The sequence below is a fragment of the Gottfriedia sp. NPDC057948 genome, from assembly GCF_042887255.1.
Classification (GTDB): domain Bacteria; phylum Bacillota; class Bacilli; order Bacillales; family Bacillaceae_G; genus Gottfriedia.
The window spans coordinates 76662-100754 of sequence record NZ_JBHVPN010000016.1; the positions used below are offsets into that span (position 1 = coordinate 76662).

Genomic DNA, 24093 nt, shown 5'->3' on the forward strand with positions numbered 1-24093 from the left:
GCATTGGAATCCATAAATTCCAATGCTTTTTTTTAAAAATTATGACTTGAATTCTATCTTCTCCAAATATAACCCACCAGGATCAGCAAGATTACTCACTTGAGCACGATCCTTCAACTCAATTATTTTCGGTATATTTTCAGCATGTAATCTACCTGCTCCGACTTCAATTAATGTTCCTACAATCTTTCTTACCATATTGTATAAGAAACCATTCCCGCTAATTCTTATTTGAATAAATCCGTCTTTCTTTTCAAAATCAATCGAGTAGATTTCTCTTACCATTGACTTCTTTTTAGATTTCGCATTTGAAAATGCTGTATAATCATGCTCACCTAAAAAGTACTCTGCTGCAGCCTTCATTTTTTTAAGATCTAATTTCTCTTCTACATGCATACTGTATTTACGCATAAACGGATTCGAATATTCCTCATTCCAAATTTTATAGATATACGTTTTTGCACTAGTATTATATCTTGAATGGAAACGGTCAGATTCAATCGAAACTTCCTTTATACTAATATCTCTAGGTAAATAACGATTTAAATAACTTTTAATTTCTATTTCAGGCATGTTCTCTTTTATTTTAAAATTAGCAACCTGTTCAAATGCATGTACACCTGCATCGGTTCGACTACTTCCAATAATTTCAACTTCTCTTCCTATCATTTCTGATATTACATTCTCGATTTTACCTTGAATTGTATTTTCACCATTACCAAGCCTTTGCCAGCCTTTATAACGGCCCCCATCATATTGAATGACTAATTTATAATTGTTCATCTCTTGCTCCTTTATTTAACACTATGTATACTACTTTCCTACTTCCTGCTAACACTTTACCACTTTTTTATTACATATCCTATTTTTAGCCCATTTAAACTAAGTTCATAACTTATTTAACTTTTTCACAAACTACTTAAAGACTGTATAGTAGAAATTAGACATATTACTTTATACTTATAGTAACAATTTTGAGGGAGTTTGACATGGTACTTGATGAGTTGGCATTAAAGATCATTAATGAAGTTAGAAAGTTAATACAAGAAGATATCATTATTATTAATACGGATGGCATCATTATAGCAAGTACAGACCCAGCACGAACTGGTACATTTCATGAAGGCTCATTAATTGCAATTAATGAACGAAAAACGTTCACGATCACATCTGATGATGAAAAGCGTTTAAGTGGTGTGAAGGCTGGTATTAATCTTCCTATTTATTTTCAAAATGAAATAGTCGGAGTAATTGGCATTACAGGAAATCCCGAGCAGATTTCCCCTTTTGGAGAAATGCTTCGTAGAATGACAGAATTATTAATTAGAGAAAACTATTATACAGATCAAATTGATTTGCAACAAAGAACGTTAGAAGCATTTGTATTTGACTGGATTCAAGATATTGAGTGGGATGATTATTTTTATGAACGTTCTACTATGCTAAATATTGATCTAAATTATATTAGGCAGGTTATTATTTTTGAATGGGAAAATACGAATATGGTCCCAATCGATACAAGACAACTAATAATTGATTTATCGAATCGAAATAAAGATGACATATTTGTTCGTTGGGGCAATAATCGATTTGTAATTTTGTTGAAAGTTGACGATACGCATAAAGATATTCATAAAGTACAAAGAATGCATGATTTATATGAGATCATAAAAAATCGATTAAACTCACCCATTGCTGCTGGCGTTGGGCAACAAATTACTCCAAAACAATTACATCAATCATATCATCAAGCGGATCGAGCATTAAAAGTTGCATTAAAAACAAGTTCAATTATTTTTGATGAAGATTTAACAATTGATTTAATTCTGCAGGAACTTTCACAAGAGATTAAGAAAACCTTTATAGAACGGACAATTGCACCTTTATTAAATGAAGAGGATTTATTTATTACAATTAAAGAGTATTTAAATCAAAACCAATCTCTTAAAAATACCGCTCAATCCTTACATATTCATATAAACACACTTCTGTATCGCCTAGGTAAAATTACTGAATTAACCAAATTGAATCCGAAAGATATCCAAGATTTAGTTAAATTGTATATTGGAACATACCTACTAGATGATTCTACAAAAAAACACCGATAAATGGTGTTTTTTCTGTATGTTCCTCTATAGTAAATTCATCTATTAACTCTTTATACTTGAATTAAGATAATGGGGGGAATTTATTTATGATTACAAATGACATTGCACAAAGTTTTATAGCAATTGTTGGAAAAGAAAATTATGATGATTCAAAAGTGGAAAGACTCGTATATTCCTACGATGCCACACCAAATTTGCAAGCTCTTCCGGATGCAGTCATTAGTCCTCGTTCTACTAAAGAGGTATCCGAAATCGTTAAAATCTGTAACGAAAACAACATTCCAATCGTTCCTAGAGGCTCAGGAACGAATTTATGCGGTGGAACTTGTCCAACAGATGGCGGGATCGTTATCTTATTTAAACACTTAAACAATATTCTTGAGATAGATGAAGAAAACTTAACTATTACAGTTCAACCTGGTGTAGTGACTCTTGATATGATCAATACAATCGAAGAAAAAGGCCTATTTTATCCACCAGATCCAAGCTCAATGAAAATTTCTACACTTGGTGGAAATATTAATGAAAATTCAGGTGGATTACGTGGATTAAAATATGGTGTAACACGTGATTATGTCATCGCACTTGAAATCGTATTAGCAAACGGAGATATTATTCGAACTGGTGGAAAGCTAGCAAAAGATGTTGCTGGATATGATTTTACTCGTTTATTTGTTGGTTCTGAAGGAACTTTAGGTATTATTACCGAGGCTACATTAAAGCTTATTCCAATGCCAGAAACGAAAAAAACAATGCTTGCATTGTATGATAGCTTGGAAGATGCAGCCAGAACGGTCTCTAAAATTATTGCTAATAAAATTATTCCTACTTCCCTTGAATTTATGGATCAACCTACCCTAGAAGTTGTTGAGAACTTTGCACAGATTGGACTACCGACCGATGTAAAAGCTGTCTTATTAATTGAACAAGATGGTCCAAGTGAAGTTGTAAACAGAGATATCGAATTAATAAAATCAATTTGCCAGCAAGAAAAATGTATTTCAGTTAGCGTAGCTAAATCCGAAGAAGAAGCAGTAGCATTACGTACGGCTAGACGCTCTGCTCTTTCAGCTCTTGCACAATTAAGACCAACAACAATTTTAGAGGATGCAACTGTCCCTCGTTCTAAAATTGCTGAAATGGTCTCTGCAATTAATGTGATTGCTGAAAAATATAATGTAAAAATTTGTACATTCGGCCATGCAGGCGATGGAAATCTGCACCCTACTTGTCCTACCGATGCTCGTAATCACGAAGAAATGGAACGGGTAGAAATGGCTTTTGCAGAGATATTTGAAAAAGCAATTGAACTAGGTGGGACGATTACAGGTGAACACGGTGTTGGAATCGTAAAAGCTCCTTACCTTGAATTAAAGCTTGGTAAAGAAGGCATTAACGCAATGCTTGCTGTCAAATCAGCTTTAGATCCGAATCATATTATGAACCCTGGCAAAGTCTTTGCAAAAGACAGTCGTAAAAGAATGGTGGTGTCAAAATGACAACACTTCAAGAACAACATGCGATTGGTCAACAATTTAAAGAGCGAATGAACGAAGACGAGCTTTTAAACTGTATGCGATGCGGTTTTTGTTTACCGAGCTGTCCAACTTATATTGAATCAGGTCAAAAAGAATCACACTCACCTCGTGGTCGCATCGCTTTAATGAAAGCAGTAACGGATGGATTAATTGAACCGGATGAAGATGTGGAACGTACACTTGAGCTTTGTCTTGGATGTCGTGCATGTGAGCCTGTTTGCCCATCTGGTGTGAAATACGGTCATCTACTAGAAGAAGCTAGAGATATTATTGCTCAACACAAAAAACATTCACTTCCTGCACGAGCTGTTCGGAAAGTTGTATTTAAAGAACTTTTCCCTCATCAAAAACGTATGAGACTTGCAGTTGGTTTATTAGGTTTATATCAACGAACAGGCCTTCAAGTCGTAGCAAGAAAAGCTGGAATTATGAAGTTAATCCCAAATAATTTATCTGCAATGGAAAAGGTTTTACCAAAGGTCCCGACTTTGAAACAAATGAAGTCACGCCCTGACTATTTGCCACCATTAAAAGAAAAAGTAAAGAAGGTTGCATTTTTCTCTGGTTGTTTAATGGATACAATGTTCTTAGAAACAAACAATGCAACGATGAAGCTATTACAATTAGCCGGTTGTGAGATTGTCATTCCAAAAGACCAGGCGTGTTGTGGTGCCTTACATGGTCATAGTGGTGAAAAGTCGATTGCGAAAGATATGGCAAAGAAAAACATTGAAGCCTTCGAAAATCTCGGAGTAGATTATATCATTACCAATGCAGGAGGCTGTGGTGGTTTCCTAATTGACTATGATCATCTTCTTAAAGACGATCCAAATTGGAAAGATCGAGCTCTAGCGTTTAAAAATAAACTAAAAGATATATCAGAAATTCTAGTAGAAGTTGAGTTTCATAATAAAGTAAAATTAAGTTTACCAGAACAAATTATTACGTATCAGGATTCATGCCATTTAAGAAATGTCATGAAAACAGCTTCTGCTCCAAGAACATTATTGAAGTCAATTCAAAATGTACACTATCACGAAATGAAAGATGCAGATCGTTGCTGCGGCTCAGCTGGTATTTATAATATCGTCGAATCCGAAATGTCAATGCAAATACTAGATTACAAGATGAAACAAGCAACAAAAACACAAGCTACTACAATTGTAACTGCTAACCCTGGATGCTTATTACAAATGAAGCTAGGTGTAGATCGTGAGAATCAATCAGAACAGGTGGAAGTCGTACACATAGTTGATTTACTATTAAAAGCTGCTGAATATAAAGTAAATTAATTCTTAAAAAACACAAGGAAATTAATTTCCCTTGTGTTTTTTTACTTTCCTACTATACATTTAAAGGGCCAAGGAATAAATCCTTGGCTCCCATGTAAATATTAATGTCTTACAACTGTATATGTTGCAGCAGCACTAGTATTTCCTGCTTTATCTTTTGCAGTTACAGAAATGACTGTTCCTTTTTTCTGAGCTGCAATCTTAACTGAGTAGTTTCCTATCGAATCAGCAGTTGCAGAACCTAATACCGTAGTACCTCTTTTAACAGTTACTGTTGACCCTTTTTCAGCTTTTCCAGTTACTTTTAAATCATTATCATCTACTTTATTAATTGTTGGTTTCCCTGGAGGAATTACATCAACGACAGTTACAGTAGTCGCTACGCTTGTATTTCCTGCAGCATCTTTAGCAGTTACCGTTAATTTTGTACCAGCCACTTGAACTGCGATTTTCGCTGAAAACGTTCCAGTAGATGTAGCCTTTACAGTCGCTAGTGTTGTTGTCCCTCTCTTAATTGCAACAGTAGAACCAGCTTCAGCTTTACCTGTTACAGCTACATCGTTATTATCAACTCTGTTAACAATTGGTTTTCCAGGCGCAATTACGTCTACAACTTTTGTTGTAGCAGCTACACTTGTATTACCAGCAGCATCTTTAGCGTAAACACTTAAAGTAGCTCCAGCTTTTTGAACAGGAATCTTGACCGAAAAAGTTCCAGTAGATGTTGCTTTTGTAGGAGTTCCTAATACCGTACTACCATTTTTAACCGTTACAGTAGAATTAGCTTCAGCCTTTCCAGTTACAACTACATCATTGTTATCAACTTTGTTTACAGTAGGTTTACTTGGTGCAATAACATCAACAACTTTTGTTGTCCCAGCAACACTCGTATTCCCAACAAAGTCTTTAGCATAAACACTTAAAGTTACTCCAGCTTTTTGAACTGGAATCTTAACTGAATAAGTTCCATTAGATGTTGCTTTTATAGGAGTTCCTAATACCGTACTACCGTTATTAACTGTTACAGTAGAACCGGCTTCGGCCTTACCAGTAACGACTAGATCATTATTATCAACTTTATTTACAGTAGGTTTACTTGGTGCAACATTGAATAATGTATAGACTCCATAATAATCATCTTCGGTATTATCGTCGTATTCATCATTATCATCATCCCATGCAACTACATAATATGTACCAGCCTTAGCTTGATAGTATTGATGTTCAAGATCAGAATCTTCATCATAATCGTAACCTAAATAAACTAGTTTATTATCTTCAACAAGATCTTTTTGATAAATGCCCATTGCTAATATAATATTTTCAGAACCAAAAGCAGATCCACCTAAAGTAATTTTTCCATCAGTAGGTACAACGATTTTATAAAGGTCTACATCATACAAAGGAAGCAATTGGCCGTACATATTTGCTCCAATTGGTAAATCATTTGCTACATCAAAATCATCATTTACTTCTTCTTCGTACAGTTCTTCAATCTCATCAGCTTGAGTAGTATAATTTGATAGATTTATAGATGGTTTATTAGTAAAGCTAGTAAGATGTGATTTTAAATTTAAACCATTAAATGTATGAAACTCCTTTGCACCTTTCGGAAGCAGCTTTTCAACATGGCTCTCACTGCTTTTCTTAAATAAATTATAATTGTTTCCTTCTGCATGAGCAGTTGTGAAAGATAATGGTGAAGCTAATAAACCTAAAGTTGCTAAAGATAAAATTCCCTTTTTCATCATAATATTCTTTCCCCTCTGTATTTCGTTCGTTATAGTGAACATCTTATTAGTATCCTTTAATAATTACCCAAGCGCAATAAAAATTTTGCCTTATACTAATAAAACTTTATGCCCGCTAAACAATGCTTAAGTTTGATTTGATTACCTAATCACCCTCTTAGTAGTATCAAAACATGTTGTGATTGTAATTAACCACTTCATTTCTGATATCCCCTCCCCTAGTGAATGGATTACACCAATCACAATAGCATGTGCGTTTTTTCTGCCATCCCAAACAGCTTTTTAATCCTCCTTTGTATTTTTGATGTTAACCATATTCTACCAACATACCCTTTCATTTTTTTGAACACCCAACTAATCATCAAATCAACTCTCTTAAAAATAGAATCTGTTAAACTATAATGTTGATTTTGCGTACTAAAAAAAGACTGATTTAACTGATATTATCCCCTTATAGTAGATACAGGAAAAAGCCTATCCCTTATAATGGATAGGTTAGAATTAAAAAATGTTCTTAATTTTTGTAATTACTTTATACTAATTTTTTTTGTAATTTTATTGTATAACCTTAAGTAGTTTGTTAATGGTACAAGTAGATGAGGTGTCTTCCATTGAGCCTTGTTGTAAATGTTCAAATTACATTATTAGCACCTCATATTATTATTACGTTCTTCTGTACAGCTTAGGTAATTAGCACATTTCTCTTTGAAACACTTAGTTACTGTTCCTGGTTTAAGTTGATCTTTAAACTCCTCATAACAGTAACATACTTCATCGTCCTGTTTAGGCGCATTCTTTCGACCAAAAACCATTGGTCCGATATTAGAAGGTTTTAAGTCTTCTATTCTGTTATCTTCTTTGTACTGATCTAAACACGACTTACATATACAAGATTTTCTTACTTCATCTGGTGATATCTGATCAAATATTTCTCTTGGAAAATACTCATCATTACACCAACAAGTCTTCCCACTTGAGCACTTATTCTCATTACCACACATGGGACAGAGCTTAATTGCCATGAAATACCCTCCTCAATAATCTGGTTAACAAAAGGTATTACCTTTTAATTCTATTCAATCATTTAATTGGTTTACTAAATTTATCCATTTAATTATATCATTTCTTGTTACTCTAAAATGCCATATAGTTGATTTACTTTAACAGAGCCTAAAAATAAAAAGCACAAGGAACGTTGATTTCCTTGTGCTTATATTACCTAAATCCTTAATCCTGCACTAATTACTTTTTTAATGAAGATATAGCCGTTCTTGTTTGATCGATATACTGAATTGTTTGATCGTATTCTTGTGTCGCGACAGCCATAAATAAGATATCGATGACATGTAATTGAGCCATCCTTGATGACGTTGCTCCACTTCGAAATGTTGCTTCCCTATGTGGAGAATTGAATAATTTAATGTCCGCTAAGTTTGATACAGAATTGGAGCCAAAGCCGGTGATACTAATGGTGTTCACGCCGTTTTCCTTAGCAATTTGAAGAGCTTTTTGAACCTCTAGCGTTTCTCCAGAAAATGAAATTCCTACTAAGACATCATTCTCCTCGTGGTTCGCTATTTGAACAGCTAACAAATGCAAATCAGTAAATGCAGAGGTGTATTTTTTTATACGTAAGAATTTTTGTTGTGCGTCTAAGGCAACTACCATTGACCCACCTACACCGAAGAAATAAATATTTCTCGCTTTTGTTAAAGCTTGAACTGCTTCCTCTAAATCACTCACATTAATAATATCGCTAGTATCTTTGATGGCCTGAATATTATTATTCATCATCTTTTTAATAATGGAACTAGTTGATTCCCCTAAATTGATATCTCTTGATCCTACTTCTGTTGTCGTAATGATATCACCTGCAATTCGTAGCTTAAGCTCTTGAAAACCTTTTAGACCAAGTGAACGACATAATCGAATGATTGCAGAATTGCTTGTTTGGCTTTTTTCCGCAAGTTCAAAAACTGTATATTGAATCGATTTTTCTGGGTTTTCAATTATATATTTAGCTGCTCTTCTTTCAGATGGTGGAAGTTTATACAGCATTTCGTTTAACATGATTAAGCCGCCATTTAATGCATTCATTTAATCTACTCAACTCTCTCTTTATTTGTATAAATGATGAATTTGGAAATTTCCAACCGACATTTTCCCCTCTTTTAATCGGATTCGAAATATGACTATAAATAAATTATAAAATATTAGGAAGAAAATCTGAATTATATTTTATATGAAATAGAAGGCGACAGTCTAGTAGTACTAGTTGTCGCCCTCTAATTAATTTTTTACTACTTTGCTAATAAAACCACTAGCTTTATTCAAACTGACAATTGCTTCATCGTAATTCATATTGGTTAAAATCATAACGATTGCTACCTTCGTTTGATTATTTGCTTTTTGTAAGTAATTACTTGCCGTTTCATAATCACAGCCAGTAGCTTCAACTATTATTCTTTTTGCTCGATCAACTAGTTTATTATTCGTTAATTGCAGGTCTACCATTAGATTTTTATATACTTTTCCAATTCCAATCATTGAAGCCGTTGAAATCATATTACAAATTAACTTTTGGGATGTACCAGCTTTTAATCGGGTAGAGCCTGTTAACACTTCTGGCCCATTATCTACTTCAATTTTTTGGAGGGCAACCTCTCCAATTTTTGAACCTTTATTACACGCTACCGCTACAGTTTTTGCTCCAATCTCGTTCGCATACTTTAAAGCACCTATTACATAAGGCGTTCGACCTGATGCCGCAATACCAATCACGATATCATTTTTTGTAAGGGATATTTGTAATAAGTCTTCCTTACCTAGCTCTTCGCTATCTTCTGCACCTTCAACAGCTTTAATAAAGGCCCTCTCTCCGCCTGCAATTAATCCAATTACTTCACTAGGGTTCGTTCCAAATGTAGGTGGACATTCAACCGCATCTAGTAGACCAATTCGTCCGCTTGTACCAGCACCTGTATAAATTAAACGTCCTCCGTTTTGAAATGCTTCAACAACTAGCTGAACTACATTTGAAATCATCGGAATTTGTTCCCTAACTGCTAGAGCCACCTTTTGGTCCTCTTCATTCATTATATTTAAAAACTCATCGACGCTTAGTTGATCTAAGTTACTCGTACGATTGTTTCTAATTTCAGTTGTTAATTTTTCTAACACAATTACACCTCAATCATAAGGCAGGATTTTTATTCCTACTCCCTGTTTTTATCGCACTTAATTATTCCTTACGTGAATTAACTTCTTTCATAGCTAATAGATATCCTCCGAAGGTCGAAGAGATTTCGTCCGTGTAAAATGTTACTGTTGGATCGTGCTCATGTATTGTTTGAATAAACGTTTTCTGAACGACTGATATTCGACTTAGAATACTTCCTTTTATTGCAACTCGTGGCTCTTCTCGAAGATTTAACTTTTTTAAGGCTTGGATAGTCGTTTTCCCAAGATGTTGACCAGCTCTTTCTAGAACTAATAAGGCCATTAAATCTCCCATGTTGGCCATTTCAACGATAAATGGAACATGTGAAGCAATCTCGGCTTTTGGATTGTGATAAATATACTTTTTAAGTTCTTCGGCTTCTTTTAACTGCAATTTTTCCAGCATTTTCAAAGATAAATAACTTAAAGGAATACCTTCATCAAATTCCTGTGTAATCTTTTTAAAGATTTCCATACAAATCCAATATCCGCTTCCTTCATCTCCTAGAAGATGTCCCCATCCACCTGCCGTAACAGTCCGTTCTTTATGCATTCCAATACAAATTGAACCTGTACCAGCGATTGTTAATACACCACTTTGCCCATTTAGTAATGCTGCATGTGCAATTTGTGCATCATTAACTATTTTAAATGGGATACGAAAAGCATCATTTAGCGCCTTTTCTAACGGACCTCGATCTTTCACTCCACCAATTCCAGCAATTCCTAAAAATAAAAACAAGCAATTCTCTTTTGATAAAGGGCTCAAGCAATTTTCAATTGCTTCTATAATGTGATGAATTCCATCTACTTCATTGATTAGTAAATTACTAAAACCAGAATAACCTTGACTAATAATTTCTCCATCCAAATTATAAGCAATAGCCTCTGACTTCGTTCCTCCACCATCAAGACCTATAACATATTTCACTAAAATTGCCCCCTACCATCTTCCGTCTATTCTATTACTATATGAATCGATTATTTCTCGGCTAATTTTTTATGTAAACGAATGATATGCTCTATAAGCTTTTGTTCACTCATAGCAGTCATTAGATGATCTTGAGCATGAATCATTAATAGAGATTTTTCACATGGCTGACCATTTAATTCAGCTTGAATTAAAGTCGTTTGTGTTTTATGTGCATGACCAATTTCTTGGTGAGACTCTTCGATTAAGCGATCTGCTGTTTCAAAATCATTTGTTTCTGCAGCTTCTAATGCCTCGTAAGCTAGTGATCTTGCATTCCCACCGTGTGATATAATTTCAAAAATTTCCTGTTCGTTAGTCATCATCATATTCATACTCCTTAATTTTTGTTTTTTATTTATCCTTATTGAATTACCAATTCTTCTTTATAAAATAATGGTAAGTATTCTTTATGAGCATCTAAAAGCGCATCTAGTACTTCCTTTGCAACTTCATCACTTGGAACTAAAGGATTAATCGTTAATGCCAATAAAGCTTTTTCATAAGATCCAGTAACAGCGGCTTCAGCTCCAACTCGTTCAAATGATTTAATCTGCTGAACTAATCCATTTATTTGAGGTGGTAATTCACCGACTGATATCGGAATTGGTCCTTGCTTTGTAACGATACAATTTACCTCTACAGCTGATTCATTCGGAATCCCTTGTATTGAACCATTATTTTGAACGTTTAATACTTGGATATCCTTTTTATCGTTATAAATAGATGTAATTAAGCTACAAGCTGCATCACTGTAATAAGCTCCACCTCGTTTTTCCAGCTGAGGCGGTTTAATAGCTAAATTCTCATCTTTATATAATTCAAATAAATCATCTTCCAACTTCTTAACGACCTCTGCTCGAGTAGTCCCAGTTTTAAAAGATTCTAATTCTTCATCTAATATATGTTTCGTTTTGTAATAGTAACGATGATATGGATTAGGAAGTACACCTAATGACATAAGAAATTCTTTTTGCCATGGTAATGGTGCGATATTTTTCATTGTCATTTGTATTTCGGGATCCGCTAATAACTCTAATACTTGTTCAGTCACTTCTTTTCCATCAACATAAACATGAAGTCCATAAACCATATGATTTAATCCAGCAAAATCAATATGTACACGACTTAGATCCACTTCTAACAATTTAGCGATCGTCATTGTCATATTAATTGGTACATTACAAACACCAATCACCTTTTTATGTTTACTATATCGAAGTAATGCTTCTGTAACCATTCCAGCAGGATTTGTAAAGTTAATCAACCATGCATCTGGGCATAGTTGCTGCATTTCTTCAGCAATTTCAAGTAATACAGGTATTGTTCTTAGACCTTTAAATAGACCACCTGCACCGTTCGTTTCTTGACCAATCATACCGAATTGTAAAGGTATACGTTCATCTTTAATTCGTGCCTCTAGTAAGCCTACCCGCATTTGAGTTGTTACAAAATCAGCATCCTTTAGCGCTAATTTTCGGTCTAACGTTAAGTGAATTTCCATTGGAACTCCAGCTTCTTTTACCATTCGTTTAGCTAAATTACCAACGATCTCTAACTTTTCCTTCCCTGCTTCTATATCAACTAACCATAACTCACTTACAGGAAGTTCATTGTATCTTTTAATAAAACCTTCAACTAATTCTGGAGTATAACTAGATCCTCCACCTATTGTTACGATTTTAATTCCTTCTTTACTCATGATTGTCTCACCTCAAAATAGTTTTTAGAACCGAATATATTATTCATTTTTATAGTGGGAATAACAGAAAATAACTCATTACTGTGCAAACAGCGGTAGAAATTAAAATGAACTTTAATGCTTGTCTTCTATTCTTGTATTTCCCCTCAAGCTTTAAAACGACAAAGGGTAAACCGATACTACAAGCAATACTATTTGCAATAAATAATGATGTCTGATAGGCAAATCCTATTTGTTGAAATAGAGGACAAAGTATTAAATTGATGATTATTACGAAGGAAAAAAATATAATTGCACTTTTATAATTAAACTTTATAAACCAACTAGATTCTTTCAAACTGATCACCCTCAAATTTGGAATAAAGAAAGGTCGAACTGTTTTATTAACAGTCCAACCTTCTCTCATTTATAATGTAAGACTAGTTTTTTCTGTTACGGTCGTTACATTCTCTTCTTGTGCAAGCTTATTATCATAAACTTTAAAGAATGGTAGATAAATAAAGAATGAAATTGCGATGTTAATGAATACTAGCACAATCGCTCTCCAGTCTCCACCAGTAGATAAATATGCTCCAATTGGTGCAGGTAATGTCCAAGGAACCATGATATACGTTGGCCTTACAAACCCTGCAACTGTAGCAAAATATGATAATGTTGCTGTAATAAATGGTGTTAATACAAATGGAATAATTAAAATTGGATTTAAAACGATTGGTGCACCGAAAATTACCGGTTCATTAATATTAAAGATACCAGGGATAATTGCTGATCTACCAACAGCTTTTGTGTATTGTGATTTTGAGAAAAATAACATTGCTAATACTAGTCCAATTGTTGCTCCAGAGCCGCCAATCCAAATAAACCATTGAAAGAAAGTTTCAGGTGCTACGTGAGGAATAGTTTGTCCAGCCGCAACAGCTTCAGCATTTTTTGCTAAATATACTTCCCAAAGTGGTCTTGCCACAGTACCAACAATTGAGTCTCCATGAATACCAAAAATCCAGAAAAACGTAATAAAGAATACTGGTACTAATACTCCTCCAAGACTGTCTCCAGCACTAACTAAAGGAGAGATCGCTTTATCAACTAAACTATGTAAATCAATTTTAAATACAACAGTTACTAAAGTTAATACGATAACAACAAATGCAACCGGAATTAATGATTCAAACGAACGTGCCACTGATGGTGGAACCGAATCTGGCATTTTAATTGTAATTTTCTTCTCTTTAAAAAATCGTAAAGATTCTACTGAAAAAATAGATGTACACATTGCTACGAATAATCCGTGGCCACCCATATTGCCCATCGGTAATACCATTCCAACTTTATCAACTAGTTGAGGTGTTAAAGTTAAAAGGAATGCAGCAGCCGATAATTGAGCACCTGATAAAGGATCCATCTTGTAGTTTTTAGACAAATTATATCCAATACCATAGGCTATATATAGCGACATAATATACATAGTTAAACGATATGGAATTAAAATCTCAAAAATATGTTTTTTTGCCCAAAGTGAGATTGCCCACTTTTCTGGTAATGGAGGAAAAGCAATTATTAAGAATAAAGAACCAATAATAATAAAAGGTAGTGCAGAAATAACTCCATCACGAATTGAACGTAAATGTTTTTGTTCTGAAATCTTTGCCATTGGACCAGAAAGTTTATTTTCCATAAAATTAATAAAACCGTTCATAATGCTCCCCCTTTTTCATTTTTGATAACTACTAAAATTATTTTTTAGTAATCTCTTGTACTATTGTTAATAGTTTTGGTCCACCAAGTGGTGTGTAAGCCATAGGCGGTATTACTTCACATGGAACATTTGCAGCATCTGCCTCGGCTTTAAAGCTATCAAATCGGTGACGAACTTGTGGTGCTACCATCGCAACGTCCCAACCGTTTTTTACTTCTTCACCAAACTCTTGAGTTCCCACTGCTTGTACTTCCATTTGAATACCGTTTTTTTCTGCTTCTTTTCTTAATGCATTCACAACAATCGCACTAGACATTCCCCCAGCACATACAAATAATACCTTCATACTCTTAGCCTCCCGATTTAATTTTTAAAAAAATAAATGATTCAAAAAACTGAAAACGTTTTCTATGAAGCTATTATATTCTCAATAAAATAAAATTTCAATTATTTTCAATAAAAAATGAAATAAAATTTTAAGAAGATGTAAAAAAATTTTTCACATCTTCTTAAATAATGATTATTTAGTTTTCCTTAAACTGAAACTTACTCCAAGGATGTAAGAAGTCTAGTAAGAAAATTTCTTCCTCTGCAATGCGTCCTACTACATTCGTTTTCCCTGAATTCTCCATATCTTGTAGTGCTATTTGCAATTCACCTTTATATTGTCCATATAATTCATTTTCTATTAAAATATCGCCTCTACGAATATGGGGCGTATAAGTAGGTTTAAACTCTTCATCTCTATATTTAACGCGAGACTGAGTGGAACGAATTAAGTAATCGGATACGTCCCCGCGGTAAAAATGAAACTCATCTAAAACAATCTTTTTCTCTAAATCTGTAATTGAATCATGTAAATCAATATTTAGTGTAAATAAGTCTTTACCGTTTTGATTTAGCTCCGCAAGTTGTTTGAACTCTTCTTCAGATGCATAAGCATTTGCGATAATCACATCATCAATTAAGTCTGAATAAAATAAATGTTTCGCTTGAGTTACGACTGATAAATTACGGTGCATCTCTAATGTACAAAGACCTTCTGATACAGGCCAAGGTCCATATGTTGCAGCTTGTGAATTAATAAATGCTGCTGTACGAATACCATGCTTTTTAAACTCTTCACTGCATGTAACAAAATGTGAATAGCTCAAACCTGCATAACGATGAGGATAAAAATTATGAGATCCGATTAAATTAGATTGATTTGGCTTATAAGCTAAAATATTTTCTAGATATTTCGTAGCATTACTCATGTTAATTTCAATTTTTAACCCATATGGATTATAAGTCATAATGGACTCTTCATTCCCAGTAAATCCCATATCAAGTCTAATTCCATATGCTCCTAAATCAGCAAAAAACGATAAATCATTATACGTAATATTCAATGTACCAAATACTCGAGGGGCAATATCAACAATGACTTCCATCTCAAAACTATTTGCATAATCAACTATTTCTTTGAACTCTTTTATTATCTGTTCTTTGTCACCATTTACTGATAATAAACATGTAAAGATTCGTTTAAAACCATATTGATGAGCTAATTTAATATAAGCCTTATCTTTTTCAACAGTTGAGTGCTCTGGATAAATTGAAATTCCTAATTTTTTCACGACGAATCCTCCTAGTACGGTATTGGTGTAATAGTTCCTAAAACAACTAACCGATTTGCCTTTGTTGCTCCAGGTACATTACTTGGTAGACCGTTTAAAGTTTCATTTGCTAAAATCGCAAAGGCAATTGCTTCTTTTGCATCCGAAGAAAAACCAATGTCTTCTTGAACTAATACTTTAGAATCCACACCTAATAATTCTTGAAGCATGCGTAGTAAGGTTTTATTATGACTACCTCCGCCACCTACAATCACTTCATCAATTGGATGATCTGGTAAAATAAACTTTTTATAATTTTCAGCGATCGATTTTGCAGTAAACATCGTCATTGTAGTCACTAAATCAATCGGTGAAATATCACTAAACTCTTCCAATATTTCATCAACAAACTGTGTACCAAATAACTCTCTTCCTGTTGTTTTAGGTATAGGTGCAAAAATATATGGAATACTCATGCATCTTTCTAGTAATCTTTCATTTACATTACCTTTAGCAGCTAAATCACCATAAGCATCATATGGAACATTAAAATAGCGCTTACAAATTTCATCAATAATCATATTACCTGGACCTGTATCAAAGGCTACCAAATCATCGATTGTAGCACTCCTTGGAATGATCGTAACATTACCAATCCCACCAATATTTTGTAGTAAACGCGTTTTCGTTTTACTTTTATAAAGTAATAACTCAGAATGTGGTACTAAAGGCGCACCATACCCACCAGCTGCCATATCCATCACTCGAAAATTGGAAACAACTTTCGTCTTTGTTTCATATGCAATAACCGCTGGCTCTCCTAACTGCAATGTAGATTGAATGAAATTCCCAACAACTTCAGGCTGGTGATAAATCGTTTGACCATGCGACCCAATAAAATCAAGTTGATCTAACGAAAATTCGTTTTTACTACAAATTTCCTTTACTGCATTTGCAAAAGCATAGCCAAGCTTAAAGTTTAAACTACATAAATGCTGAGCGTTTGAAGAAACAAGTGTAATCGCATCTTGAATTTCTTTTAATAAACCTTCCTCAAGGGGAACTGTCATAAAATCAATCATTCTTACCACTGTTTCAGGCCCACATCCAGTAATTTCTACTAAAGCTGCATCGATTCCATCTAAAGATGTACCCGACATTAATCCAACTGCATATCCCAATTCATTCACTCCTTCATATTTTTATTAATAATACCTTAAAACAGAATTTCAAATTTGTAAAAGAAAAGAGTGAAAGTTTATTTAGAATTTTTCAAAAAGTAAATGTTGATGTTTTTAAGAAATCATTGAATTGAAAGAGATTTTTGTAGACTGATTTATTCGCTGCACATCCCCCATGACTAATTTCATATCTAGAGCCCCATAATGCATTATTACTCATTTCATCCTATCCCACAAAAAACACTTGATAAAAAAACCAAATAAAATATTTGCTAAAAACACATTCATCACTTTGATAAATAGGCATAATTATCTTGTACAAATCAGTAACTAGTAAAAAAGCATTGAATGAACAACAGAATAATTATACAATTCTTTACATAATCAAACAAAATTCCGATCGAACAATAAGGAGAATCTAAGATGAAGAATTTAGAAACACAAATAGATGAATTAGCAGATCAATATTTTACGAGACTAATAGAGATCCGGAGACATTTGCATATGTATCCTGAATTAAGTAATCAAGAATTTCAAACAACGAATTTTATCAATCAAGAATTAGAAAAGGCTACTATCAAAAAAATTCAGTTGAATAGTCAAACAGGAACTGCTGCCGAGATTAGTGGTAATTCAGGGCCGATTGTTGCACTCCGAGCTGATATTGATGCACTTCCAATTCAGGAAGAATCCGATTTACCATTTCGTTCAGTTGTTGATGGAATCGCCCATATGTGTGGACATGATGTTCATACTACTATTACACTCGGAGTTGGATTTATTTTACAGGAATTAAAACACCTGATTCCTGGTACAGTTCGATTGATTTTTCAACCTGCTGAAGAGTCTGAAGGTGGCGCTGAGCAAATGATCGCTGAAGGCTTACTTAACGATGTAAAAGCTATTATCGGACTTCACAATATGCCGGATCTTCCAGTTGGTACGATCGGAATTAAAGAAGGCTTCCTAATGGCAAGTGTAGATGATTTTGCAATTAAGATTAAAGGGAAAGGCGGTCACGCAGCACTTCCTGAAAAAGCAATTGATCCGATTGTAATTGGTAGTGCTGTTGTTAACCTTTTACAAACTCTAGTTAGCAGAACAATTTCTCCAAAAGATTCAGCTGTCATAACTGTTGGATCGTTTCAGGCTGGAAATACAAATAATGTCATCCCTGAGTTTGCAGTTTTAAAAGGCACAGTTCGAACTTCAAATGAAACAATTCGAAAGCAAATTCAAGAAAACTTTCAAACACTAGTTCAAAATCTTGTACATTCACTTGGAGGAGAAGTCGAAATAGATTATCAAGTATTACTGCCCACAGTATTTAACGATACGAAAGTAACATCAGTCGTACGAGAAGCAGCAATCTCAACAGTCGGAGTAGAACATGTTGTGTCTGCAGAATCGACAATGGGCGGAGAAGACTTTTCATTCTATCAACAAAAAGTACCTGGTTCTTATATTTGGTTAGGCTCTGGAAATAAAGAAAAAGATATAACGTATGGATGGCATCACCCTAAATTTATGGTCGATGAAGACGCAATAAAAATTGGTGTAAAACTAATGGCCCGATCAGTATTAAAACTATTAACCGATACAACTCTTGATAAATAATAGACAAAAAAGTGAATCATTGATTGAACAAAGTTTTCACTTTTTTTGTTTTTCATCTATTGGCTTAAATATATTTTTAAATAACTATGCGATAGGTCTAATGGATTAGTCGTTTTTCCTAAAAATAACATTCCTACCAATCTACCCACTACCTTTTCCAACACTTCCTGCAATATTTTAGGACATCCATTAATATAATTACCTTGTAGAGTTTATAGGGGGGATTATATGCCGGATGTTTTACAAACAGCCAATTTTGAGCATTCGTTTTGGTTGCATGTGTTAAGGGATCATTCCCAATTTATATTGGATGCTTTACCGTCTAAGCAAGAGGAAGAAATTAAGATTGCACAATCATTTTACGTCATTTTTAATAATTTATTTACTAGGGTAAATAACAATGAAAATATGAGCGAGATTACAATTCAAGCAGAAAAAAGTGCTTTAGCACTACGCGAATTTAAACTTTCATTGCTAACGAAACATATTACTGATGCTAATTTTACGATTTACTTAACACCTACATTTTTAAACCATATGGTTAATGAATTGGAAGAATATTTATTAGTACTATCCTACTTAAAACAAAATCAAATCCCACCTGTCTTCAATGAACTTCATCATCATTTATTATGGGTGCTAGATGCGGCAGGTCATGCAGATGCCATTTATACGAATCTGGATGGTACAGAAAAAATGCTAAGAAAGAAAAGTCATGAATTCACAAAGCATTTTGAACACTTTTATCTAAAAGCAGTAGAATTGACCGGATATTTACGTACAAAACTAAGCACATTTCCTGCATTAAAAAGAATGAATCAAGACGTAAAATTAGAAATTCAGCTATTTCAAATATTTCTAAAAGAAATTGAAGAATTAGATATCTCAAGCCAAATGTTAAGTAACTTTTCTGCTTTAATGGCAGATCATATGTACAGAGAAGAAATGTATTTCTTAAAAAAATTAGAAGAATCTTCATCTATTAATAATTAAAATTAAAGCACCCTATTTAACACGTAATATGATGTGTTAAATAGAGTGCTCTTTTACTTTATCTAAACTATTGTTTTATTGAAATCCAGTTATTTTTGATTACTTTTATGACTGCATTTAAGCGATCTGGAACGTCTAATTTCATCAAAATATTGGCGACGTGGTTTTTGACTGTTTTATTCGAAATAAATAATTCCTTACCAATTTGGATATTCGAAAATCCCTTTACTAAAAGGTGAAGTATTTCGTATTCTCTATTTGTAAGGAGCTCTTTTATATATGAATCATTGGGCGGCATAAAATGGATTGAATTATCCTTGAGAAACTTGTATTCTTTTATCAATTCATTTGTATAGCGATTATCTACCATGAATTGTCCACCCTGTACTAGCTTAACAGTATTCACTAAATATGCCTCGTCAACATCTGTTAAACAAATACCTTTTACTCCTACATTCAATAAACGATCTATTTCATAAAAGTCTAAAGAGTTTTTAATGGTAATAATTTTCGTAGAATCATCATGTAACATAATATTTCTTGCATACTTTACCATTTCTTCTCCCGAAACTTGAGTTATAAGAATTGAATTACTTATTTCCTGAAAAGAAAAACTATCTTCTAAATTAATTTTAATAGCATTTATTTGATTAAATTCTAATATTGTACGAATCCCCGCAACGAAAAGCGAATTTTCAACAAAAATAACAGTATTATTATTTCTTGGATGATTTGGAACTAATTTTGCTAACATTACTGCCACCTCCAATTTGCAAATTTTTTATAGCAACATTTGTATTGTACATATTTGAATTGATTAAATAAATTTAATATTTTTGAAATTAAAGTTAAGTACTTCTTAAACAAAAAATTATTCTTATTAAAATTTAAACTAAATCCTTGAAATAAAAGATTCAAAAACTTACGGTCTTATATTATGATATCTATGTACAGATATTTTTTATTACTATAATTTTCCCAAGGAAATATTTTACATTGTAACGTTTCAACTTATTGCTTTTTTAGTAAAAAGAGATTTCTTACAAAATTCAAGAATTATTTTAATAATATAAATTTAACTATGCACAAGATTTTCCACTAAAAAAGGTGTATCATTAAACTGTTTTCTTATTTTAAGTGTTCCTTCATACTGTATCCACACTATAATTTTATTAGCTCCTCAAAAATTAATGAAATGACTAAAATATAACCAACGATGTCCACTATCTTTTAAGTTTTTATGTTCTTAAATTACTACTTGTATTAGAATTTTTTATTATTAGGAGATTACTATGAATTTCGAACAATTAGAGTATCTTGTTTATGTAGCAAGTGAAAAATCAATATCTAAAGCTGCCGAAAAGTTATATATCTCTACATCAGCTATAAGCCAATCTATTTCACAACTAGAAAGAGAATTAAATATAACAATATTTAATCGTTCAAGAGTCGGAACTACTCCTACACCTGAAGGAAATATTGTAATAATGAAAGCAATAAATATATTATCGAATATTAAGCAATTAAATGAGGAACTTTTTAACTTAAATATTAAAAAGGAAAAACAGTTAAAAATCGTTGCAGCAACAGCATTTTTTGATATTTTTCAAGAAGCAGTAACAAACTTCAATTTAGAAAATCCTCAAATCACAATTGACGTCGAGGAAATGCTTCAAGAACAGTTACTAAAAAGTTTTAATCCAGATCGTTATGATGTTGGTTTCCTACCAATAGAGAAAGAAGAATTAGATAAATATCCAAAATTGGGTAAAAAGTTAATCAGTAGAGCTAGAGTAGGTATAGTAGTTGGAAAGAATTCTAAATTATTCAATTATGAATATGTAACACCTGCAGATTTAAATAATGAGAAAATAGTAATATTAAAAAATACAAAAAATGGCATAGTAAAAAAGTTTTCAAAATGTATTACGAATCATGTTATCTTAACGACAAATAATCCTAGACTACTATTAAACGTTGTAAAGGAAAGTGCTGGTTTTTCTTTTATTCATGAGTTTACAGTAAAAAACTACCCAACATTTCGTAATGATGAACTCAAGGTAATACCAATTACATATACTGATGAAACGAATTACATCTATCAGGATATATGGGCTATTTATTCTCGAGAACATGGGTTATCAAGTTCATCCAGTGAGATTATTAAACACATATTATTTCAGTTAAATAAATAATGAAAAGGAATAGGAACAATCCATCTATAAGGCTTTCTATTCCTTTTTCATATTATTCATAAGTAACAAATGCAATCTGATCAGATATAATTTATAATAAATAAAAAGTTTTCATGATTTCTTTAGGAGGTGATCTATTATGACAAATACTGTTAGTTTGTCAGATAAATCAACATCCCATGCAAAGCCTAGATTTAGAAAGGCGATACTTTGCATGGGTAGGTTTTACTAATCGCCCAAGTAAGCAGTTCTGATTCAACGGCTTTGCACCTTATTTACTAAATAAGAATAAGGGGCTGGCAAAGATGGCATATATAAAAGCAACTGCTATTTTACCTGAAAAGTTATTATTGGAAATACAAAAATACGTACAGGGAGAAACACTTTATATTCCAAAATCTGAAAAAGTTCACAAAAAATGGGGCTCACGTTCAGGTACAAGAAAGCTAATTGATAATCGAAATAAAGCAATTAAAGAAGCATTTAAAAACGGTCAATCAATTGAGCACTTAGCGAAAGAATATTTTCTCTCAATCGAAACAATAAAAAAAATTGTATATACTAAATAAATGAAAAAAACACTGATAACCTCATCAGTGTTTTTTTATGGCAAATTTGTTTCTTACATAAACTCAACATATATAAATTCACTATTTTGATGTAAATTAAAGATGTTAAGTTATAAATCGAACTTTCCTCTCAAATTAGGAGTGATATAAATGAAACCTTTTATTAGAACAGAACAATATAATTTTATTAGACATCAACTTCAAGTCCTAACAAATGGACATTCTACAGTAAATGATAAAACCGTTTTAAATGCTTTACATTCACTAGTTAATGATAAAATACTAGGTTTATTTCCTGAACTAACTGAAGATCAACATCTACTCTTCAGTCCAGTTAGCACAATTAAAAATTCTGATCAAACAGATGTTTTACTGAACCGTCTAAAGCCTTATATAATTCCTTTTAAAGAAGTATCAGAACAATCCATCAAAAAGCTTTTTCCTAAAGCTAAAAAGTTAAAGCTTCCTTTATTACAAAATATTGATTTAGTTGAGACAACATATATTGGATGGGATGACTTAGGCTCTAATTCAAAGTTTATTGTCACATATTTAAATGACAAACTTATTGGTTTACAAGGTACTTTTAATCCTATGAAAAAAAGAGGCAACTGTACAATATGTAATAAATACGGTGATTTAGGATTATTCATGACAAAAACAAAAGGGAAAATTGAAGGTACTTTTACCCAAAGAGGAAATTACATTTGCAAGGATAGCCAAGTATGTAATCAAAATATAATGTCGCTAAATAAACTGCATGATTTTATTATGTTGGTTAAGTAGTGAAAACTAAAAAATCGCTTAGTGCTACAAACCTAAGCGATTTTTTTCTATTAATTATCATTTATTCTACGTTAGTATCTGTTGATTTCTTTTTAGAGAGAAACCAACCACCTAAAGCGATTAATAGCATGACAGACCAGAAAATCGTATTCCAGATTGGTCCTTCAACGAAATGATGTGAAATAATGTGTAGAGATGGATGTGCCAAAGTATGCATTAGTAGTTTAACCCCTACCCATCCAACTAAAAGCATAGCTGCTGTTTCTAGACTTGGACGTGTTGTCAGCAATTTAACAAAAATACCTGCCGCAAAGCGAATAACGATTAAACCTGCAATTGCTCCAATAACAATGATGATAAATTTAGCTCCATCCATGCCACCTATATTACCCATTTTTGTATTAGGTAGATCAATTACTAGCGCTACTGCTGCTAAAATAGAATCAACCGCAAATGCAATATCTGCTAATGATATTTGAGCAACTGTCATCTCAAAGCTTTTTCCTTTTTTTCCTTTATCATCATCATGCTTTTTAAATAAATGCTTTAATGCGATGAAAATTAAATATGCCGCTCCGATTGCTTGAACCTGCCATACATTAAATAGAAATGAAATAATAAAAATGGCACCGATTCGAAAAATAAAAGCTAAAAGTAAACCAATATTGATTGCTTTCTTTTGTTGTTCCTCTGGTAAATGTTTTGCCATAACAGCAAGCACTAGTGCATTATCGGCCGATAATAAACCTTCTAATAAAATTAGAATAATTAATACCCAACCGTACTCTAATAACAAAGATAGTTCCATGTTTTCCCCCTATTTAATTTACTTTTAACTTTTTTAACCACTTTTTAATTATATTCCCTTTTTTATAAAT

The 24093-nt window shown here is 32.8% G+C and carries 22 protein-coding genes; 8 read left to right on the forward strand and 14 right to left on the reverse strand.

The features are described from left to right. Window positions 1-39 precede the first annotated feature (39 nt). Entirely contained in the window at window positions 40-783 is a 744-nt protein-coding gene (gene truA, locus ACFVRR_RS19375; RefSeq protein ID WP_387331850.1) for a tRNA pseudouridine(38-40) synthase TruA, read from the reverse strand. Window positions 784-989: 206 nt separating this feature from the next. On the opposite strand from truA, the gene ACFVRR_RS19380 reads away from it, so the two are divergent. From ACFVRR_RS19380 to ACFVRR_RS19390, 3 genes are all read left to right on the forward strand, one after another. Continuing rightward, the gene (locus ACFVRR_RS19380; protein WP_387331852.1) at window positions 990-2108 is read left to right on the forward strand and encodes a CdaR family transcriptional regulator; all 1119 of its coding nucleotides are present in this window, start codon (window positions 990-992) and stop codon (window positions 2106-2108) included. A gap of 86 nt (window positions 2109-2194) precedes the next feature. After that, the gene (glcD, locus tag ACFVRR_RS19385) at window positions 2195-3607 is read left to right on the forward strand and encodes a glycolate oxidase subunit GlcD (RefSeq protein WP_387331854.1); all 1413 of its coding nucleotides are present in this window, start codon (window positions 2195-2197) and stop codon (window positions 3605-3607) included. After that, window positions 3604-4938 (forward strand): (Fe-S)-binding protein, encoded by a 1335-nt coding sequence (locus ACFVRR_RS19390; protein ID WP_387331856.1) that lies wholly within the window; start codon window positions 3604-3606, stop codon window positions 4936-4938. The genes glcD and ACFVRR_RS19390 overlap by 4 nt, the downstream gene beginning before the upstream one ends. Window positions 4939-5039: 101 nt before the next feature. Here the strand turns inward: ACFVRR_RS19390 and ACFVRR_RS19395 are convergent, their stop codons facing one another. The 11 genes from ACFVRR_RS19395 to anmK all read right to left on the reverse strand — a co-directional run bounded on the left by ACFVRR_RS19395 (window position 5040) and on the right by anmK (window position 17055). Beyond that, entirely contained in the window at window positions 5040-6689 is a 1650-nt protein-coding gene (locus ACFVRR_RS19395; RefSeq protein ID WP_387331858.1) for an Ig-like domain-containing protein, read from the reverse strand. Window positions 6690-7333: 644 nt separating this feature from the next. Then, on the reverse strand, window positions 7334-7711 hold the full coding sequence (locus tag ACFVRR_RS19400) for a cysteine-rich CWC family protein (RefSeq protein ID WP_387331860.1): 378 nt from the start codon (window positions 7709-7711) through the stop codon (window positions 7334-7336). Between the two features lie 220 nt (window positions 7712-7931). After that, window positions 7932-8786, reverse strand: a complete 855-nt coding sequence (locus ACFVRR_RS19405) for a MurR/RpiR family transcriptional regulator (protein ID WP_248267941.1) — start codon at window positions 8784-8786, stop codon at window positions 7932-7934. Window positions 8787-8978: 192 nt separating this feature from the next. Then, complete coding sequence (murQ, locus tag ACFVRR_RS19410) at window positions 8979-9869, reverse strand: N-acetylmuramic acid 6-phosphate etherase (RefSeq protein WP_387331862.1); 891 nt, start codon at window positions 9867-9869, stop codon at window positions 8979-8981. Window positions 9870-9930: 61 nt separating this feature from the next. Next, window positions 9931-10839: an N-acetylglucosamine kinase gene (locus ACFVRR_RS19415; RefSeq protein ID WP_387331864.1), complete on the reverse strand. Its 909-nt coding sequence runs from the start codon at window positions 10837-10839 to the stop codon at window positions 9931-9933. A 50-nt stretch (window positions 10840-10889) separates the two neighbouring features. Then, the gene (locus tag ACFVRR_RS19420; protein WP_387331866.1) at window positions 10890-11207 is read right to left on the reverse strand and encodes a PTS lactose/cellobiose transporter subunit IIA; all 318 of its coding nucleotides are present in this window, start codon (window positions 11205-11207) and stop codon (window positions 10890-10892) included. A 35-nt stretch (window positions 11208-11242) separates the two neighbouring features. After that, the gene (locus ACFVRR_RS19425; protein ID WP_387331868.1) at window positions 11243-12580 is read right to left on the reverse strand and encodes a 6-phospho-beta-glucosidase; all 1338 of its coding nucleotides are present in this window, start codon (window positions 12578-12580) and stop codon (window positions 11243-11245) included. A gap of 406 nt (window positions 12581-12986) precedes the next feature. Beyond that, entirely contained in the window at window positions 12987-14276 is a 1290-nt protein-coding gene (locus ACFVRR_RS19430; RefSeq protein ID WP_387331870.1) for a PTS sugar transporter subunit IIC, read from the reverse strand. Window positions 14277-14313: 37 nt separating this feature from the next. Beyond that, window positions 14314-14622 carry a PTS sugar transporter subunit IIB gene (locus ACFVRR_RS19435; RefSeq protein ID WP_387331872.1) on the reverse strand — a complete coding sequence of 103 codons (309 nt, stop codon included), beginning with the start codon at window positions 14620-14622 and terminating at the stop codon, window positions 14314-14316. Window positions 14623-14800: 178 nt separating this feature from the next. Further along, on the reverse strand, window positions 14801-15895 hold the full coding sequence (locus tag ACFVRR_RS19440) for a DUF871 domain-containing protein (RefSeq protein ID WP_387331874.1): 1095 nt from the start codon (window positions 15893-15895) through the stop codon (window positions 14801-14803). Window positions 15896-15906: 11 nt separating this feature from the next. Then, complete coding sequence (anmK, locus tag ACFVRR_RS19445; protein ID WP_387331876.1) at window positions 15907-17055, reverse strand: anhydro-N-acetylmuramic acid kinase AnmK; 1149 nt, start codon at window positions 17053-17055, stop codon at window positions 15907-15909. A gap of 423 nt (window positions 17056-17478) precedes the next feature. Here anmK and ACFVRR_RS19450 point away from each other — a divergent pair, with 423 nt between their 5' ends. Both ACFVRR_RS19450 and ACFVRR_RS19455 read left to right on the forward strand, forming a co-directional pair. Next, complete coding sequence (locus tag ACFVRR_RS19450) at window positions 17479-18672, forward strand: M20 metallopeptidase family protein (RefSeq protein ID WP_387331878.1); 1194 nt, start codon at window positions 17479-17481, stop codon at window positions 18670-18672. A gap of 228 nt (window positions 18673-18900) precedes the next feature. Then, window positions 18901-19665 carry a DUF2935 domain-containing protein gene (locus tag ACFVRR_RS19455; RefSeq protein WP_387331880.1) on the forward strand — a complete coding sequence of 255 codons (765 nt, stop codon included), beginning with the start codon at window positions 18901-18903 and terminating at the stop codon, window positions 19663-19665. Between the two features lie 67 nt (window positions 19666-19732). Here the strand turns inward: ACFVRR_RS19455 and ACFVRR_RS19460 are convergent, their stop codons facing one another. Further along, the gene (locus tag ACFVRR_RS19460) at window positions 19733-20419 is read right to left on the reverse strand and encodes a helix-turn-helix transcriptional regulator (RefSeq protein ID WP_387331882.1); all 687 of its coding nucleotides are present in this window, start codon (window positions 20417-20419) and stop codon (window positions 19733-19735) included. Window positions 20420-20957: 538 nt separating this feature from the next. On the opposite strand from ACFVRR_RS19460, the gene ACFVRR_RS19465 reads away from it, so the two are divergent. From ACFVRR_RS19465 to ACFVRR_RS19475, 3 genes are all read left to right on the forward strand, one after another. After that, window positions 20958-21860, forward strand: a complete 903-nt coding sequence (locus ACFVRR_RS19465; protein WP_387331884.1) for a LysR family transcriptional regulator — start codon at window positions 20958-20960, stop codon at window positions 21858-21860. Window positions 21861-22165: 305 nt separating this feature from the next. Then, the gene (locus ACFVRR_RS19470; RefSeq protein WP_248267930.1) at window positions 22166-22429 is read left to right on the forward strand and encodes a CD3324 family protein; all 264 of its coding nucleotides are present in this window, start codon (window positions 22166-22168) and stop codon (window positions 22427-22429) included. A gap of 150 nt (window positions 22430-22579) precedes the next feature. After that, complete coding sequence (locus tag ACFVRR_RS19475; protein ID WP_387331886.1) at window positions 22580-23215, forward strand: FusB/FusC family EF-G-binding protein; 636 nt, start codon at window positions 22580-22582, stop codon at window positions 23213-23215. Window positions 23216-23276: 61 nt separating this feature from the next. On the opposite strand, the gene ACFVRR_RS19480 is transcribed toward ACFVRR_RS19475, so the two are convergent. Beyond that, window positions 23277-24023, reverse strand: coding sequence for a TerC family protein (locus ACFVRR_RS19480; RefSeq protein WP_387331888.1), 747 nt, complete (start codon window positions 24021-24023; stop codon window positions 23277-23279). Window positions 24024-24093: the final 70 nt, after the last annotated feature.